14 protein-coding genes and 1 tRNA gene are annotated in these 16490 nt (G+C 61.8%); 6 read left to right on the forward strand and 9 right to left on the reverse strand.

Annotated elements, in window-relative coordinates:
- Nucleotides 1–324: 324 nt before the first annotated feature.
- A tRNA-Gln gene (locus B6S01_RS16990) sits at nucleotides 325–399 on the reverse strand.
- A 127-nt stretch (nucleotides 400–526) separates the two neighbouring features.
- Between B6S01_RS16990 and B6S01_RS16995 the strand changes: the two genes are divergently transcribed.
- Nucleotides 527–1048 (forward strand): MarR family winged helix-turn-helix transcriptional regulator, encoded by a 522-nt coding sequence (locus tag B6S01_RS16995; protein ID WP_037463638.1) that lies wholly within the window; start codon nucleotides 527–529, stop codon nucleotides 1046–1048.
- A gap of 68 nt (nucleotides 1049–1116) precedes the next feature.
- Nucleotides 1117–1431 (forward strand): hypothetical protein, encoded by a 315-nt coding sequence (locus B6S01_RS17000; protein WP_037463548.1) that lies wholly within the window; start codon nucleotides 1117–1119, stop codon nucleotides 1429–1431.
- 50 nt (nucleotides 1432–1481) lie between these two features.
- Here B6S01_RS17000 and B6S01_RS17005 read toward each other — a convergent pair whose 3' ends face one another.
- Entirely contained in the window at nucleotides 1482–2306 is an 825-nt protein-coding gene (locus B6S01_RS17005) for a transglutaminase family protein (protein ID WP_037463549.1), read from the reverse strand.
- A gap of 127 nt (nucleotides 2307–2433) precedes the next feature.
- Between B6S01_RS17005 and B6S01_RS17010 the strand changes: the two genes are divergently transcribed.
- Nucleotides 2434–2697, forward strand: coding sequence for a hypothetical protein (locus B6S01_RS17010; protein WP_037463552.1), 264 nt, complete (start codon nucleotides 2434–2436; stop codon nucleotides 2695–2697).
- 3 nt (nucleotides 2698–2700) lie between these two features.
- Here the strand turns inward: B6S01_RS17010 and B6S01_RS17015 are convergent, their stop codons facing one another.
- The 3 genes from B6S01_RS17015 to B6S01_RS17025 are packed head-to-tail and all read right to left on the reverse strand — an operon-like array spanning nucleotide 2701 to nucleotide 8454.
- On the reverse strand, nucleotides 2701–4530 hold the full coding sequence (locus B6S01_RS17015; protein WP_037463554.1) for a response regulator: 1830 nt from the start codon (nucleotides 4528–4530) through the stop codon (nucleotides 2701–2703).
- A complete protein-coding gene (locus B6S01_RS17020; protein WP_231567942.1) occupies nucleotides 4520–5383 on the reverse strand; it encodes a CheR family methyltransferase in 864 nt (287 codons plus the stop codon). The genes B6S01_RS17015 and B6S01_RS17020 overlap by 11 nt, the downstream gene beginning before the upstream one ends.
- Nucleotides 5380–8454, reverse strand: coding sequence for a response regulator (locus tag B6S01_RS17025; RefSeq protein ID WP_037463560.1), 3075 nt, complete (start codon nucleotides 8452–8454; stop codon nucleotides 5380–5382). The genes B6S01_RS17020 and B6S01_RS17025 overlap by 4 nt, the downstream gene beginning before the upstream one ends.
- Before the next feature lie 439 nt (nucleotides 8455–8893).
- Between B6S01_RS17025 and B6S01_RS17030 the strand changes: the two genes are divergently transcribed.
- The 3 genes from B6S01_RS17030 (at nucleotide 8894) to B6S01_RS17040 (ending at nucleotide 11713) form a co-directional block, all read left to right on the forward strand.
- Entirely contained in the window at nucleotides 8894–9877 is a 984-nt protein-coding gene (locus tag B6S01_RS17030; RefSeq protein WP_037463562.1) for a TerC family protein, read from the forward strand.
- Between the two features lie 107 nt (nucleotides 9878–9984).
- Nucleotides 9985–11313, forward strand: a complete 1329-nt coding sequence (locus B6S01_RS17035) for an MFS transporter (protein ID WP_081570528.1) — start codon at nucleotides 9985–9987, stop codon at nucleotides 11311–11313.
- A 109-nt stretch (nucleotides 11314–11422) separates the two neighbouring features.
- On the forward strand, nucleotides 11423–11713 hold the full coding sequence (locus B6S01_RS17040; protein ID WP_037463564.1) for a hypothetical protein: 291 nt from the start codon (nucleotides 11423–11425) through the stop codon (nucleotides 11711–11713).
- Nucleotides 11714–11819: 106 nt separating this feature from the next.
- On the opposite strand, the gene B6S01_RS17045 is transcribed toward B6S01_RS17040, so the two are convergent.
- Genes B6S01_RS17045 through B6S01_RS17060 form a run of 4 tightly spaced genes read right to left on the reverse strand, consistent with a single transcriptional unit; the run spans nucleotide 11820 to nucleotide 16452 of the window.
- Nucleotides 11820–12608, reverse strand: coding sequence for a DeoR/GlpR family DNA-binding transcription regulator (locus B6S01_RS17045; protein ID WP_037463566.1), 789 nt, complete (start codon nucleotides 12606–12608; stop codon nucleotides 11820–11822).
- Nucleotides 12609–12626: 18 nt separating this feature from the next.
- Nucleotides 12627–13871: an MFS transporter gene (locus tag B6S01_RS17050; RefSeq protein WP_037463569.1), complete on the reverse strand. Its 1245-nt coding sequence runs from the start codon at nucleotides 13869–13871 to the stop codon at nucleotides 12627–12629.
- Entirely contained in the window at nucleotides 13871–15022 is a 1152-nt protein-coding gene (gene lldD / locus B6S01_RS17055; RefSeq protein WP_037463572.1) for an FMN-dependent L-lactate dehydrogenase LldD, read from the reverse strand. Before lldD ends, B6S01_RS17050 begins: the two co-directional genes overlap by 1 nt.
- Before the next feature lie 11 nt (nucleotides 15023–15033).
- Nucleotides 15034–16452: an FGGY-family carbohydrate kinase gene (locus B6S01_RS17060; protein ID WP_037463574.1), complete on the reverse strand. Its 1419-nt coding sequence runs from the start codon at nucleotides 16450–16452 to the stop codon at nucleotides 15034–15036.
- Nucleotides 16453–16490 lie beyond the last annotated feature (38 nt).

A 16490-nucleotide genomic window follows, 5' to 3' on the forward strand; every position in this document is an offset into this window, starting at 1 on the left:
AATAGCCCTGTCCTAGCGGCATCACCTCATTCGCGGCCGCTCTTGCGGGCCGCGAATGAGCCCGCGCGGCTGGCAACCCGATTATCAGCGGCGGCGGCGTCTGCGGTCCGCAGGTTCGCGTGCGGGACGGCGAGGCGTGGCTCTATGCCACACACGACGCTTGTCCTGCTGCCAGGGGCTTCGTTGATGCGCGACTGACGCGGCGCGTAAGGACGGGCCTTAACCTTGCGAGGGCCCAAGGATATCGGCGGGGCTGTGGCCCGACCCGATCGGCAAGCCGCTGATCGCGTGTGAGACGGAGTTGGTAAATATGGGTCGAAATATTGGCTGGGGCGGCAGGATTCGAACCTGCGCATGGCGGCATCAAAAGCCGCTGCCTTACCGCTTGGCGACGCCCCAGCATGCGTACCGGTTTTGGCCGGTGCGGATCGCCATATAGCGTGTGTTGCGGGAAAGGAAAGCCTAGTCATCACTGTCTGGTTCCGCCAATATGTGGGTGATGTGACCCGCTTCCTGGATGACCGGCATGAGTGCAAATAATTCTCCCGCAACCGCATCGGCATCGCAGATTTCGCCTGCGTCGCCGCTGTTCCTGCGTGAGGATGAGATCAGGCGGGGGATCGAAATGCTGTATTTCGGCTACACCGCCCTGACCCGATCGATCGACGAAAGGCTGGCGGCGCAGGGACTTGGGCGGGCGCACCATCGCGCGCTGTATTTTATCTCACGTCAGCCGGACCTTACGGTCAAGGACCTGCTGCGCTTGTTGGCCGTAACCAAGCAATCGCTGGGTCGCGTGCTCAATGACCTGATCGAGCAAGGCTATATTGAAACGCGTCAGGGCGCCATCGACCGCCGGCAAAAGCTGCTCCGCCTCAGCGCAGCGGGCGCAGCGCTCGAAGCGGAATTGTTCCGCGCGCTGCGGGAGAAAATGGGCGCGGCCTATGCCCAGGCAGGTCAGGGATCGGTCACCGGTTTCTGGCGCGTTCTGGAAGGATTGATACCCGATGGCGATCGATCCATGGTCTTTGGCCTGCGCAGCCGTTGAACCGCAACGCAACCATATCCGCCTGACGGCGGTTAAACAGGTGCGTTCAATGGCAAAAGAGGGACATCATGAAGAGAGCATTTCTCGCAACCGTGGCGATCGCGGCAGCAGCCAGCCTGTCCGCCTGTTCGGAAAAGGCTTCGGACAGCATTGAAAATGCGGGCTCGGCAATCGGCAACGACCTCAGTCGAGCAGTGGACGAGGCCGGAGAGAAAATCGACAACGGCCTGGACCAGGCGGGTCGCGCCATTGATAACAGCGCAGACAGCATGGGCGCAGCGACCGAGAATGCGGCGCGCGAGGCCAAGCGTGAAGCTGGCGAAGCGAAGCAGGATGTCGGGTCCGCGATGGAGCGGGCAGGAAACGACATCAAGAACGAGTGACGATGCTGGTGCGGGGCATATGAGAAGCCCCGCACCAGCAACTGCCGGAATCAGGATTGCCCGGCGAGGCGGTCGAGCGCCTGGGTTATGTAGCGGCGGCGTTCCGGCTCCCGGTTGATTTCCAGCATGGCGGTCAGGCTGGCGCGGGCCGCTTCCACTTTGCCATGCACCAGTTGCAAGCGGGCCAATGCCCACCATCCGGCGTCATGCTCCGGCGCTATGACGGTCATCCTTTCGTACAGCATGCATGCGCGCCAGGTGTCGCCCGCCTGCTCGGCCCGCAGGCTCTGGTTAAGCAGCATGCGGACCAGTGTCATACGGTTCGACATCGGCTCCAGATGTTCATGGCCGGTCTGGGGGAGAGCGTCCGACGCTTGCGCAGGCAGGGCCGACAGCTCTTCGGGATGTACCAGCGCCCCGCGATTGAATGGATCTATCACCGCTTCGCGGCCTTCAGGACCGATGCTGACAAGGACATGGCCGGGCGTGTTGAGTGCGTGAGCGGTCCAGCCCATGCGCCGGGCGGCCGCGACATAGAGGATGGACAGACTGACCGGCAGGCCTCGCCGCCGGTCCAGGACACGGATCATGTCGGCGTTGAGCGGGGCGTCATAGGTCGCTGTGTCGCCCGCGAAGTCGAACTGTGCGCCAAGGACGCGCGCTAGCAACGCACCTTGCGCTTCCCCCGAATCCAGCGTTGCTTCCCCAGCGTCCTGCCTTTCGGCGTCCACGGCGGCGCTGATCGTGCGGAGCAGGTCGAGATAGGGATCAAGATCGACCCCTTCATGATCGAGGCCGCTCAGCGCCAGCGCGGCACTGTCCAGTTCGATCTCTGCGTCCGCAAGAAGGCCGATATAGGTGATGTTCTCGTTCACGACCGGACCCTCTCCTGGCGTCGGCCCGGTGCGCCGCGGCGGCCTTGATCATTGATTCTGAGTGTATCCATATGACCAAGATGGGTGTCGATTGCGCCGCTTTCCACCTGTCGTGCTAAACGGGGGCATGGCAAAGCGAAAGAAGCGATATCTGATAGCCACCATGCCGGACGGATATGTAAAGCGGATCGGCCCGACGTCCGACCCGTTCACGCATTATTGGCGGATCGTCGCCGAACTGGAAAATGGCAGGACAGAAGTATTCTGGGGCCATGCGAAGTCATTGGCGGAAGCCAGGAAGAAGCGCGCTGCCGCCGCCGACGCGTCGAAGGTACGAGGATGGCGCAGCTTCGCGTTCGAAGTCACCCAACTGGTCGAGGAGCCAGCTTAAGGATCATGGGGTGGGCGCGATTTGCTGTGCCGGAACGGCAAGAGCCGCCAGCTTCGCTGCGCATTGGACCAGCGATTTGCGGTCGAACGGCTTGCTGATCAGTGGCCGATCCTCCGAATATCCGGGCAGGCTTTCCCGACCATATCCAGTGACGAAAGCAAAGGGAATCTGCCGGGCCGTCAGCGCGGCAGCGACTGGATCGACTGGCTCGCCCTGAAGATTGCCGTCCAGCAGCGCGGCGTCAAAATCGCCGGTCTGAAGCAGGGCCAATGCCTCGTCGGCGCACGCGGCTATGGTGACGACGACGGCCTCATCCTCCAATATGCTGGCAATTTCCATCGCCACCAGCGGCTCATCCTCGATGACCAGGAACGATTGGCCCGCTATTGTTTCCTCGCGCCCGGCTGCCATGTCATCATCCGCGCTGGCGGGGGATGCGGTGGCGTTGATCCGGCTGATGCGCGGGCCGCAGGGCAGGGTCATCGTCCATCGAACGCCCGCCTTGTCATAATCGACGCTGGCCTGTCCGCCCTCTGCCTTGAGGCTTCGTTCTATAAGGGCGGTGCCAAAGCCCCTGCGCTTTGGTTGAGTGACGGCGGGGCCGCCATCCTCTGCCCAGACGATCGCCAGTTGTTTGCCATCCATCGTCCACGACAGCGACACTGTTCCGGCGGGGATGCACAGCGCGCCATATTTGTGAGCGTTGGTGACAAGCTCGTGCAGGATCAGGGCGACGTGAAGCGCCAGTTCGGGCGCAAGTTCAAGGTCCGGTCCCACAATGTCGAGCTGAGCCGGATCGATCGCACCGATTTCAAGCTGCCCGCTGATCAGTTCGCGCAGTGACGCGCCCTGCCATGTGGTGCTGCTAAGCAACGAATGCGCCCGCGCCAGCGCATGGATGCGCCCGGTAAATGTCGGCGCGAAGTCGGATGGACCGGAAGAATGGCGCAGCGTCTGCACCGCGATCGCCTGAACAGAGGCGAGCGTGTTCTTCACCCGATGGTTGAGTTCGCTGATCAACAGGCGCTGCGTATCTTCCGCCCGCTTGCGTTCGGTGACGTCCAGCACCTGAACATTGATGGAAACGAGCCGACCCTGTCCATTGAGCAGCGCCGAGCAATAGCATTCACATTCCAGCGTCAGGCCTTCCGCCGTTCGCATTCGCAAATGCTGCATCGCGCGGACGGATCGCCCGGCGATCAGGTCACTCGTCAACTGATCGAACAGCGCCTCGTCTTCTGGGTCGATCCAGTCCAGTTCGACAGCCCTGAAGCCCGCAACCTCCGGCGCGCGCCATCCGAAAAGCCGTTCCGCCCCCTTTGACCAGGCAACGATGTGCCGATCGGCATCAAATTCGATGATCGCCAGCGGCGAATTATCGCTATGAGCGTTCAGCCGCGACAGCGCCCCGGCAAGCTCGTCGCGCTGCCTGGCGAGTTCTTCCCGCTGGCGGAACAGTTCGACGAAGACGGCGGTCTTGTTACGCAGGATGTGCGGATCGACCGGCTTCAGCAGATAATCGACGGCCCCTGTCTCATACCCCCGAAAGCGGCGGCGTTCATCGGTCGCGACGGCGGTCAGGAATATGATGGGGACGCGGCGCGTGCGTTCCGTGCCGCGCATGAGTTCGGCCAGTTCAAAACCATCCATGCCCGGCATCTGAATGTCCAGCAGCGCCAGCGCAACGTCATGGACCAACAGCAGTTCGAGCGCCTGCACGCCCGACCGCGCCTTGAGCAGTTCGACGCCCTCTTCCGCGAGCAGGGCTTCCAGCGCCGTCAGATTTTCCTCAATGTCATCGACGGCCAGGATTTTGGCGGGTTTAGGCGGCATCGCTGAATTCCTCCAGTGCCTTGAGGTTACGCCGATATATCTTTTCCGCTTCATGAAAATCGGCGAAGGCGTCGGAATAGCGGGAGAAGCGCAGCGTTTCTTTCGACCCCAGCCCCAGGAAGCCGCCACGCACCAAAGCCCCACCGAACAGCCCCAGCGCGCGGTCCTGCAATTCACGGTCGAAATAGATGAGAACGTTGCGGCTCGATACCAGCTGGACCTCGGCAAATACCTGATCGCTGGCTAGATTATGTTCGGCAAAAACCGCTCGGCGGCGCAATGACTTGTCGAACACGGCCGCGCCATAGGCTGCCGTATAATAGTCGGACAGCGATCGCTTGCCCCCGGCCAGACGATGATTTTCGGTAAATTGCTGGATGCGGTCCAGATCGTAGATCCCCGCCTGCGCCTTTTGAAGCGCCGCCGGGCTGATGTCGGTGCAATAGAAAATCGTGCGATCCTCCAGCCCCTCTTCACGGAACAGGATGGCGAGGGAGTAAAATTCCTCGCCATTGGCGCACCCGGCGATCCAAACCTTCAGTGATGGATAGGTTTTCAGATGCGGCACCACCAATTCCCGCAGCGCCCGGAAATAGGCTGGGTCGCGGAACATCTCGCTCACCTGGATGGTCAGGAAACCCATCAGGTCGGCGAACACGGCGTGATCACGCAATAGCAGATGCTGGAGGTGGGACAGGCTATCACATTCATGCCGCTGCTGCGCGCGGGCCAGGCGGCGGTGGAGGGAACCGCGCGAATAGCCCCGAAAATCATAATGATAATGTCGCCAGATCGCCTCCAGCAGCAGGTCCAGTTCCAGTTCCTCGTGCGCCTCGAAGGCCTCCTCGCTCATCGCGGCATCCACACGCGGGTCAGGCTGAGCAGCTTGTCGACGTCGAGCGGCTTGGCGAGATAGTCATTGGCGCCCGCGTCCAGGCAATCCTGTTGATCGCGCGCCATCGCCTTCGCCGTCAGGGCGATGATCGGCATTTGCTTGCCCCAGGGTTGGGCACGAATCTCGCGCGTGGCGGTAAGGCCGTCCATCTCCGGCATCATTACGTCCATCAATACCAGATCGACGACGTTGGAAAGGCCGCGCGCAGCCTCATCAAGCGCCTGAAGCGCTTCCCGGCCATTCCGCGCTATCCGCACCTTGGCCCCATGTGGCTCGAAGATAGACGTTAGCGCATAGACGTTGCGGATGTCGTCCTCGACGACCAGGATCTCGCGTCCGTCAAGCGCGGCGTCGCGGTTGAGCGACTTGACGATCAGCGCCTGCTGCGGTTCGGGCAGGTCGGACACGACCTGATGCAGGAACAGCGTGACTTCGTCCAGCAGCCGCTCGGGAGATTTGGCCCCCTTGACGATGATGGACTTGCTGTACCGCCGCAGCCGCATCTCCTCTTCCTGCGCCAGGTCGCGGCCGGTATAGACGATGACCGGAGGGAAGCCGACCGCTTCGTCCGCGCTGAGCCGCTCCAGCAGGTCAAGCCCAGAGGCGTCGGGCAGGTTCAGGTCCAGCACCATGCAGTCGAATGTTTCGCGGCCCAGCAGGTCGAAACATTGCGCGGCCGAATGCGCCTCAACCGTCTCGACGTCGCGGGATGCGAGCAGCAGCTTGACGCTTTCGGCCTGCTGGGCGTCGTCCTCCACCACCAATACACGGCGCAGGCGCTGCGACATCCGCGCCTCCAAGCCCTCCAGCATCTCGACCAGCGCATCGCGCTTCACCGGCTTGAACAGATAGCCGATCGCTCCGCTGGACAAAGCGGCCTGGCTGTCATCATCGACCGATACGACATGGACCGGGATGTGCCGGGTGCGTACGTCGCGCTTGATCCGGTCCAGCACGGACAGGCCCGTATGGTCGGGCAGGTTCATGTCCAGGATCACGGCATTGGGCACATATTGCCGCGCCATCAGCGCGCCTTCATCGGCTGTGCTGGCGATCAGGCACTGGAAGTTCAGTTCATGCGCGACATCGCACAGGATTTTGGCGAAGACCGGATCATCCTCAACGATCAGGATGACGCGCGCGTCGCCCGACAATTGTTCGCGGTCATCCTGGGTCATCACGTTCGGGCGGCGGCGCGCGGGCTTGGGGTTGGATGGCCGGGGACGCACCAGCTCGGCGGACCGCGGCAGGTCAGCCTGCACCGCGGCTGCGCCATCATATCGCTCGGGCAGGATCAGCCTGAATGCGCTGCCTTCTCCCACCACGCTCTGCACCTCCACTTCGCCGCCCAGCAGCCTGGCGAGTTCGCGGGAAATGGACAGGCCAAGGCCGGTGCCGCCATATTTCCGGCTGACCGTGCCATCAGCCTGGCGGAAAGCGTCGAAGATCAGCTGTTGATGCTCGGCCGGTATGCCCACGCCCGTATCACGCACGGTGAAGGCGACGCGGCCATCGGCCCGCCTGTCGACTTCCAGCGCCACGGATCCGCTATCGGTGAACTTGATCGCGTTCGACAGGAAATTCTTCAGCACCTGTTCGATGCGCTGCGGGTCGCTTTCCATTTCGACCGGCGCTTCAGAAGTCCGCCTGGCGCTGAACGCAAGGCCTTTTGACTGAGCAGAAGGTGCGAAGATCGCATCCATTTTCTCCAGCAGCGCCGGAATGCTCATGCAGCGCGGCTGCAATTCCAGCTTGCCCGCCTCTATCTTCGAAATGTCGAGAATATCGTTGATCAGAGCCAGCAGGTCGTTGCCGGACGTTTCGATCGTTTCGGCATGCCGCACCTGTTCCGCCGACAGGTTGCCGCCCCGGTTTTCCGCCAGCAACCGCGCCATGATGAGCAGCGAGTTGAGCGGCGTGCGCAGTTCGTGGCTCATATTGGCGAGAAATTCGGATTTGTACCGGCTCGCCTGCTCCAGTTCCCCGGCCTGATTTTTCAACGAATGCTGGGCGCGGGTCAGGTCATCGCGCTGGATTTCCAGCTGCCTTGCCTGTTCCTCCAGCTGGGAATTGGTCTGCTCCAATTCGGATTGCTGGGCCTCCAGACGGGCCGCCGATTCCTGGAGATGGCGGCTCTGCTGCTCCAGCTCCTCGTTATTAGCGCGCAATTCCTCGCTTTGCGCCTGCAACTCCTCGGCTTGCTGCTGCGTTTCTTCAAGCAGTTCGCGCAGGCGGGCGCGATATTTGCCGGATCGGATGGCGACGCCCAATTGTCCCGCAATCCGTTCGAGCAGGGCAAGGGCCTGTGCATCCGCGCCTTTGGGGAGGCCCAGTTCAACCACTGCATTGATGACGCCATCGGCCTGAGCGGTGGCGATCAACAGGCTTTCCGGCTTGGCCTGTCCCAGCGCCGATCCATAGCAAAGATAGCCGTCGGGCACATCGTTCAGTAAAAAGCTCCGCCGGTCGGCCACTGCCTGACCCAGCAGCCCGTCGCCGACGTCAAATCTTTCTGGAAGCGGCGCGTGTGCAGGCACTGCGTAGGTCGCATAGCGGCGGAAGCCCTCGCCATTGGCGATGTACAGCGCGCCAGCCTTCGCCTTCAGATAGTCGGCCAGAAAAGTCAGGGCGCTGGTCGCCAGCGTGTCGAGCGGCTGCTCGCCGCCCACCGCCTTGGCAAGGCCCACCTGTCCGCCCTGCATCCATTCTTCGCGGGCAATGGCGACGCGATTGCGGATGAAAAAAAGGCCGACAATCGCAAGCGTCCAGCATGTGAGGCAGGCCAGTGTGCGGTTGGTGATCGCGACCTGCGGATCGACGCCTGCCGGCGCGAGGGGCATGCCGACGATCATCAGCACGGTTGCACCCGCCGCGACGAAAAGAGGCAATTGCGACCGCGCCGCCGCATAAGACAGCACAACGGGCAGCAGATACGCCACCCACACGGCCGTCCCCAAGGGGAAGATCAGGTCTGCGGCGAAGGGGAGGGCAAGCAGCAGGATCAGCGCGGCATGAAGCCAGGCTTGCATGTTTAAAGGCTTTGTTTGCAGCATCTTCCAACAGAGACGGCGTACGTCATCGACGCGGCGCCGTGCCCCCAACCCCCTTCGCAATAACTTCACCAGAAAGGCCGCCAGGGCCCAGCCGGATTCCAGTTCACCTTGGCGCGTCCAAACCAACGAAAGGAAAATTGGTTCCCTATTCTGACCTATTGGGGCTCCGGCCGCCCAATAATGTGATTTTGTTCGCGTCTTCCGGCAGTCTGAGCAACAGCCGATTGAATTTCGCAGAGAAGCTCTTAAGCTATCGGTTGCGGACCGGGCCCCTCTGGCGCGCTAGCCCTGGCTTTTGCGCGTGATGTCGGACCGCATCGGATGATCCGGTGCGAAAGGCATGGGAGCAGCTTCTGCTTTTCCTTCGTTTCTGAATCTTCCGATCAACATGATGTTGAACTGGAGGAGCTGTTTCATGGAGTTTCTGTTTGCCGATTGGTTGGGCACACCCACCTGGTTCTGGCTGGTATTCATCGCGCTGGTAACAGCCCTGACCGCCTTTGACCTGGGTTTCCTGCATAAGGATGATCGGGAAATCGGCATCCGTGAAAGCCTTGGCCTTTCGGCCTTTTACATCAGCGTGGCGCTGCTGTTCGGGGGCTGGATATGGTTCGCGCGCGGGCCTGAGCCGGGGATGCAGTATTTCACCGGCTTCTTCATCGAAAAGGCGCTATCGATCGACAACGTCTTTGTGATCAGCCTGATCTTTTCCTATTTCGCCATCCCGGCGCGGTATCAGTATCGTGCGCTGTTGTGGGGCATCATCGGCGTGATCGTGCTGCGCGGCCTGATGATCGCGGGCGGCGCGATGCTGCTGCATGAAGCCTATTGGGTGCTCTATCTCTTCGCTGCCTTCCTGATCTTCACCGGGATCAAGATGCTGTTTTCGGGTGATGCGCCGATGGACATCAGCAATAATCGCGCGATCAAGTTTATCGCTACGCATATCCGCATGACGCCGGAACTGCATGGCGAACATTTCTTCGCACGCACGCCCCATCCAAAGACCGGCAAGATGGTGATTGCCGCCACCCCGCTGTTCCTGGCGCTGGTGGTCATCAACTTTGCTGACCTGGTCTTTGCGGTGGATAGCGTCCCGGCCATCTTTGCCATCACGACCGACACGTTCATCGTCTACACCTCGAACGTCATGGCGATCCTCGGCCTGCGCGCGCTCTATTTCGCGCTTTCGGCGATGGTGCATCGCTTCCACTATCTGAAATATGCGCTGGCGCTGATCCTGGTTTATATCGGCACGAAGATCTTTGTGGCCGATTTCCTGCTGGACGGCGGCAAATTCCCGCCCGTGCTGAGCTTGGGCGTCACTTTCGCGCTCATTGCCGGTGGCGTCGGCTGGTCGCTGTGGAAGACGCGGCAGGAAGCGCGTGGCATCGTGTGATCGTTCGGACCGGGGCGGGCACATCCGCCCCGGTTCCTGATGCCCCTTGTTCATTCCTCTCCTCCGCCTCTATGCAGGCATCCGGCACATGAAGCGCAGGAGGGGGCATGCCTACCGCATCAGCAGCAGCGACGGCGAATGCAACGCCACAGGGCGTCAGTCGGCGTGAATTGCGCACCGTCGTAGGCGCCAGCCTGATCGGCACGACGATCGAATGGTTCGACTTCTTCATCTACGGAGTCGCATCGGCCCTTATTTTCAACCGGTTGTTCTTCCCGTCCTTCGAACCGTTAACGGGGACGCTGCTGGCATTTTCCACCTACGCGCTGGGTTTTCTGGCACGACCGTTGGGCGGCGTGATATTCGGTCATTTCGGCGACCGGATAGGGCGCAAGACGCTGCTGATGATCAGTCTGCTGATGATGGGCCTGTCGACGACAGCCATCGGCCTTCTGCCCACCTACGAACAGATTGGCAGCTGGGCGCCGATCCTGCTCGTGTTGTTACGGCTTATCCAGGGTTTCGCCGTTGGGGGCGAGTGGGGCGGGGCGGTGCTGATCGTGGCGGAAGTAGCGCCGCCATCGCAGCGCGGCTTCTGGACGAGTTGGCCGCAGGTGGGTGCGCCAGCGGGCAACCTGCTGGCAGCCGGGGTGTTCGCAGCAGCGTCGGGGCTGCTGACCGAGGCGGATTTCATCGCCTGGGGCTGGCGCATCCCGTTCCTCCTGTCGATCCTGTTGGTGCTCGTGGGATGGTGGTTGCGCCGGGCCGTGTCGGAAAGCATGGTTTTCGCTCGCGAGGCGGCCGCCGCGGGAGTGGAACGCTTCCCGGCGGTAGAGGCGGTACGGCGCAAGGGCCGCGCGTTGCTGACCGGCGCGGGTCTGCGGTTCGGCGAGAATATCTGCTATTATGTAGCCGCCACCTTTTCCATGACCTATCTCACCGAAATCCGGGGCGGTGACAGGTCGCTGGTGCTGAATGCGGTGCTGATCGGCTCTGCGCTGGAATGCCTCACCATGCCGTTCTTCGCTATGCTGTCCGATCGGGTTGGCCGCAGGCTGGTCTATGGCGGCGGGGCGTTGTGCATGGCGGCATGGTTCCTGATCTTCTTCACGCTGCTGGATCATGGGAATGCGTGGAGTGTAGGGGCGGCGATCACGGTCGCGATGGTGGCGCACGGGGCCATGTATGCGCCGCAGGCCGCGATGATAACTGAACTCTTCCCCACCCGCCTGCGCTATTCCGGGGCAAGCATCGCCTATCAGGCCACCTCGATCGTGGCAGGGTCGCTGGCGCCCCTCATCGCCCTGTCCCTTTACCAGGCGAGCGGCGGAACGACGCTGGTGACGGCTTATGTGGTAGGCAGCCTGATCCTGACAATCCTGGCAGTCATAGCAGCGTCCGAAACACGCGGCGTCGATCTTGCTGCAGTGGAATAAAATCTCGTTGATATAAAAGACTTCATGCCAAGGGACGAAGTACAATCCAGAGCGGTTGGGAACAAGGTGATGAGCTGGTTGTTCAATGTCCGTCAGGAGGAGGTTGATTATGGCTGAAGTTCATAGAGATCCTTACACCGGTGATCGGACCGTTGTTCACAAGAGCAAAGGCGGCAGGACGCTCGCCATTGTGTTAATCGCCATTCTCGCGATCGTTGGCATTCTGTTTGCGACTGGCTTCTGGAAGGCCGATGTTTCGGGCGGCGATGTCCCAGAGGTGAGCGTACAGGGCGGCGCGTTGCCTAATGTGGATGTGGACTCCAAGGAAGTGGTCGTCGGCTCCAAGAAGGAAACGATCGATGTTCCTACCGTCGGCGTAAAGGATAATGGCGAAGAGTAACCTGTGTAACCAAGGTTGCTTGTGGAAACACGTCAGGGCCAGATGTCACCCATGCCAATCCGGCACTGGATGACATCTGGCCCATTTTCCTGGTTGGCCCCCAAGATTACGCCCTTGCGACGATGACCTTCGTTCCAGCCTTTTCCAGCATGGCCAGTGCCGGGGGCTGGACGCCGTCATCTGTTACCACGATATCCACTTCGTCCAGCCCGCATACGATGGCCCCGGATGACGAATTGAATTTGGAACTGTCAACCAGCAGGATGACCTGTTCCGCCCGGTCGATCAGCCGACGTTCAGCGGCGACCAGGATGACGTCCTGCTGCATCACGCCCTGCGGACCCACGGCAGCAGCCCCCATGAACAGCTTGGGCGCGTGAAAGCGCGGCATCGATTCCTCGCCCGCTGGCGCCAGGATGATATTCTGCTCCCGGAAAAGCGTGCCTGAAGGAAGCAGGATCTGCGTTCCCGCCTGGGGCAGAAGGGCATTAGCGATGTGCAGGGAATTGGTCAGCACCGACAGATCCAGCCCGCCAATGTGCGGGCACATTTGAAGGGTCGTCGTTCCCCCATCGATCATGATGCCTTCGCCATGCTGGCACAGTTGCGCGCCGGCGCGGCCAATCGCCTGTTTCTGCGCCAGATGCTCGGTAATCGACTGGGAGAAGGGCGTACCCGCCAGACGGGCGGCGTTTTCCGGTTTGCCGCCATGACGTTCGGTCAGCTTCGCGCCGCCCCGCACCCGGTGGATGACGCCTTCTTCCTCCAGCCGCGTCAGATCGCGGCGAATGGTGGCCGGGGACGCCGCAAGCCGCGATTCAAGGTCGCGATAGCTGACGAAGCCGCTAGGGCCCATCGCTTCGATGATCAGCCGTTCGCGTTCCGTCGCGTGCATTGTCCCCAACCCCTTTGATCAAGCCGCCTGCCGTTCCGCTTCCAGCTGCTCAAGCGATTTGCCCTCGTTACGCGGCGCCCAAAGGGTGCCGATCACGCCGCTTATGACGAGGAAGCCCGTCAAAATCCATGCCAGCGTGGTGAAGCCCGTAGCGCTCAGCATCGGAACGAAGAAGCTAAACACGCCAAGGCTGATACGAACGATGGCGAAGCACAGGCCCTGCGCCGTCGATCGGAGCATGGTCGGGAACATCTCCGCGCTCCAAAGCTGGAAGAAGCTCTGCGCGCCGAAACCGCCGCCGAACTGGAGCAGGAAGACATAGAGCAACGCAACGGGGATGGTCAGCGGGAAAACAGCGAGCAGCGCCATGCCGATCACCTGGATAATCGCTGAAATGGCGAACAGCTTGCGCTGGTTCACCTTGTCCGCATAGCGCATGAAGACAAGGCCGATGGAGACCATGCCGATGGCGAAGGACAGCGCCTGGATCGCGACCGATTGGGCCTGCGTTGCTGCGCCGACCGTCCGCAGAATGTAGGGGAAGAAAAAGCCGTTCGTGCCCGCCCACAGGTTCCAGAAGCCGTACATGCCGACGAGACCCAGGATCGAGGTAAGATATTTGGGTTTGAACAACGTGGACACCGGCAGTTTGGGTACGCCTTCCGCCTGCGATGCTTCCCAGCGTTCCGATTCCTTCATGCGCGCGCGCAAGAGCGTGAGACCCAATGCAATCAGCATCAAATGGGCAAAGACGATACGTGCGCCAAGTTCTCCCAGACTGGTCAGCGCAAGGCTGAGCAGAAGGACGACCACAGGGCCTAGATACCATAGCACCTGCGCGACGCCGGAATGTTTGCCGCGCCGGCCATCCGGTGCCTGCTCGGCAATCAGCGACCAGGATGCGGGGATGTCCGCTCCGACGGCAAGACCGACGATCATGAAGCCGACGACGATCATCCAGGGCGCGAAGGCAAAGACCAGCATCGCCATACCGGCGGCATAGACCAGCATATCCCACTGGTAGATCTTCTTGCGGCCCAGTTTATCGCACAGCCGCCCACCGATATAGGCGCCCACGCCCGCGCCGATCGCATTCGGCCCGAAGGCTCCGATCATGCCGATGAAGTCGTTGGAGAGGTTATAGCTTTCCTGCCACAGCGCGAGCGCCGCGGCACCGGCCACGATCGAACCGGCATCGATATAATTGGCGAGACCAGCGAGAATCGTGTTCCGCCAATCGTCCTTTTGCGCTCCCGCAGTCATTAAATGTCCCTCCCAGCCAGAATGCTCTGGTTTATATCGGCGATATTGCAGCATCCGGTGAGCGCCATCGCCACGCGCATCTCCGCCTCGATCAGTTGCAGCATCTTCGTCACGCCCGCTTCGCCCTGCGCGGCCAGAGCATAGGCCCAGGCACGGCCCAGCAGGACGCCCTTGGCCCCTAAAGCGAGCATGCGGATCACATCCAGACCCGAACGGACCCCGCCGTCCGCCAGCACGGTGAGCTTGTCGCCCACGGCTTGCACGATCGGCGGTAGGGCGCGCGCGGTCGACAGGACGCCGTCAAGCTGGCGGCCGCCATGATTGGAAACGACAATGCCATCAGCGCCCAATGCCGCCGCCTCGCGCGCGTCCTCTGGGTCGAGGAGGCCCTTGATGATCAGTGGCCCTTTCCATTCCGCACGAATGAAGTCGAGATCGCGCCAGTTGATCGACGGATCGAAATTGTTGCGCATCCAGGCGAAGAAATCCTCGATCCCGGTCTTGCCCTTCAGCACTGGCGCGACATTACCCAGCGTATGGGGACGGCCGCGAACGCCTACGTCCCATGCCCAGTCGGGCTTGGTCACCGCCTGCGCCATCCGCCATGCGGCGCCCCGCAGGCCATCGGCCCCGGCCAGGCCGGTGTGATAATCACGATAGCGGCTGCCCGGAACAGGCATGTCCACGGTAAACACCAGCGCGGAACAATTAGCCGCAGCCGCCTGCGCAAGCAGATCTTTCATGAAGGCGCGGTCGCGGATCATGTAAAGCTGGAACCAGAACGGCTTGTTCGCTGCACGTGCGACTTCGGCCAGTGAGCAGGCGCCGACGGTTGAGAGGGTAAAGGGAATGCCTGCGCCCTCGGCAGCGCGGATCGCCTGACATTCGCCGCGACGCGCGTTGAGACCGGCAAGGCCGATCGGCGCGAGTCCCACCGGCAGCGCCTGTTTCTGGCCGAACAATTCGGTCGTCAGGTCCATGCTGGACACATCGCGCAGCACGCGCTGGCGCAGTGCGATGTCCGAGAGCTCGCTGACATTCTTGCGCAGCGTGACTTCGGCATAGGAGCCGCCGTCGATATATTCGAAGAGAAAACGGGGCAGGCGGCGGCGCGCTGCTTCGCGGAAATCGGCGACGCTGGCGATCGGCATTGGCAGGATCCTCAAAGGGCAGGCTCGCCGATCCCGGCCAGCCACCGGGAACGGTAAGTGGAGATATCGTCGTCAAGCGGCTGTACCCGGCTGAGCGAGCCTTGAGGTTTGAGCGACGGATCGATCAGCCGCAGCGCGCCGAACGACACGTCATTATGGGCGTTGGCTGTATAGACCGCCATATCCGGCCGCAGCGAGGCCAATGCGCGGACAAAAACATCGGCGTCGGCAAAACGCCCCTCGATCAGCAGGCGATCGCGCGCGCCAATCAGGTCCAGCATCGTATCTGCGACCAGGGCAGAGTAGAGACACACGGCTGCGCGCCGTTCATACCAGTCGTCCGGGCGCGCAATCCACTCACCTGTCCCGGTGGGGTAGGGACCAAAGCCGGGCGCCAGCGTCGGCAACAGCATCGAACCCGACCGGATAATGTTGGGGACGGCGGCGAGCAGGGCAGGCTGGTCCGGTTTGATATCGACGCGCCGCGTGTCAAATTCGATCACGCTTTCGATCTCGCGCCCACCCATGAACCGGGCCGATGGCACCGGGCGGCCATATGCGTCTATATTGACGAGGCAGTCCCGCCCTTCCGCCAGCGAACCGGTCGCCACCTCTTCGGCGGGCAGGCGCATGGCAATGAACCAGGTGCCGGTGGACAATATGGTCGAATCGCCCAGCGCAATCTCATCGAAGCCCCGCGCGGCGAGCAGGGCGGCGTTGGAATCATGGAGGCCTGCGAGCACGCGGATCTCGCTTGAAAGGCCCGTCTGCTCTGCCAGTTCAGGTCTCAAGGCGCCCAGGCTATCCGCCGCCTTCCTGAGCGGTGCGAAGCGATCGGCCCAGCCCATGCGTTCGGCGAGCGGCGAGAATTGCGACCCGTCCGGCGACCACAGATCGCTGTGGCAACCCAGGCTCGTAACCTCCGTCGCCGCCACCCCGGAAAGAAACCAGGCCCAATATTGCGCCCATGGCAGAAGTGTGGCGGCGGCCATTTCCGCCGGATAAAGCTGCTCCAGCCAGAAAAGCTGCGATCCGATATTCAGGCCGTCCGGCAGGGCGGGCGACCCTGTTGCCGCAAAGTCATCGCGTTCCGCGCGGTAGGCGTCCATCACTTCATCGGGGATCGCCTGCTCATAATCGATCGGCGGAAAGGCAAGCCGGTTGCGCACCAGCGTGGCTACACCGGCGCCATGCGCGACAGGCACGATATACTGCGCGCCGCTGGACGCATAACGGCCAAGCGATTCGATCAGCCATTTCTCGATGCCTGCCGTATCCAGGCAACGGACGCCGAGATTCGTGCACAGCTGATTGGGCCGCACCTGACGATCGAGAATCTCGCCGTCACGCGACCATAGGGACACCTTGCTCAGTGTTTTGCCGATATCGACGATGATAGCGAAACCGCGGTTCAGCCTGCCCTCCGCCATGATGTGTTTCTCATATTGTTTGATCGAATTTGATCGTT

Origin of the sequence: Sphingobium herbicidovorans (genome assembly GCF_002080435.1) — a bacterium.
Classification (GTDB): domain Bacteria; phylum Pseudomonadota; class Alphaproteobacteria; order Sphingomonadales; family Sphingomonadaceae; genus Sphingobium; species Sphingobium herbicidovorans.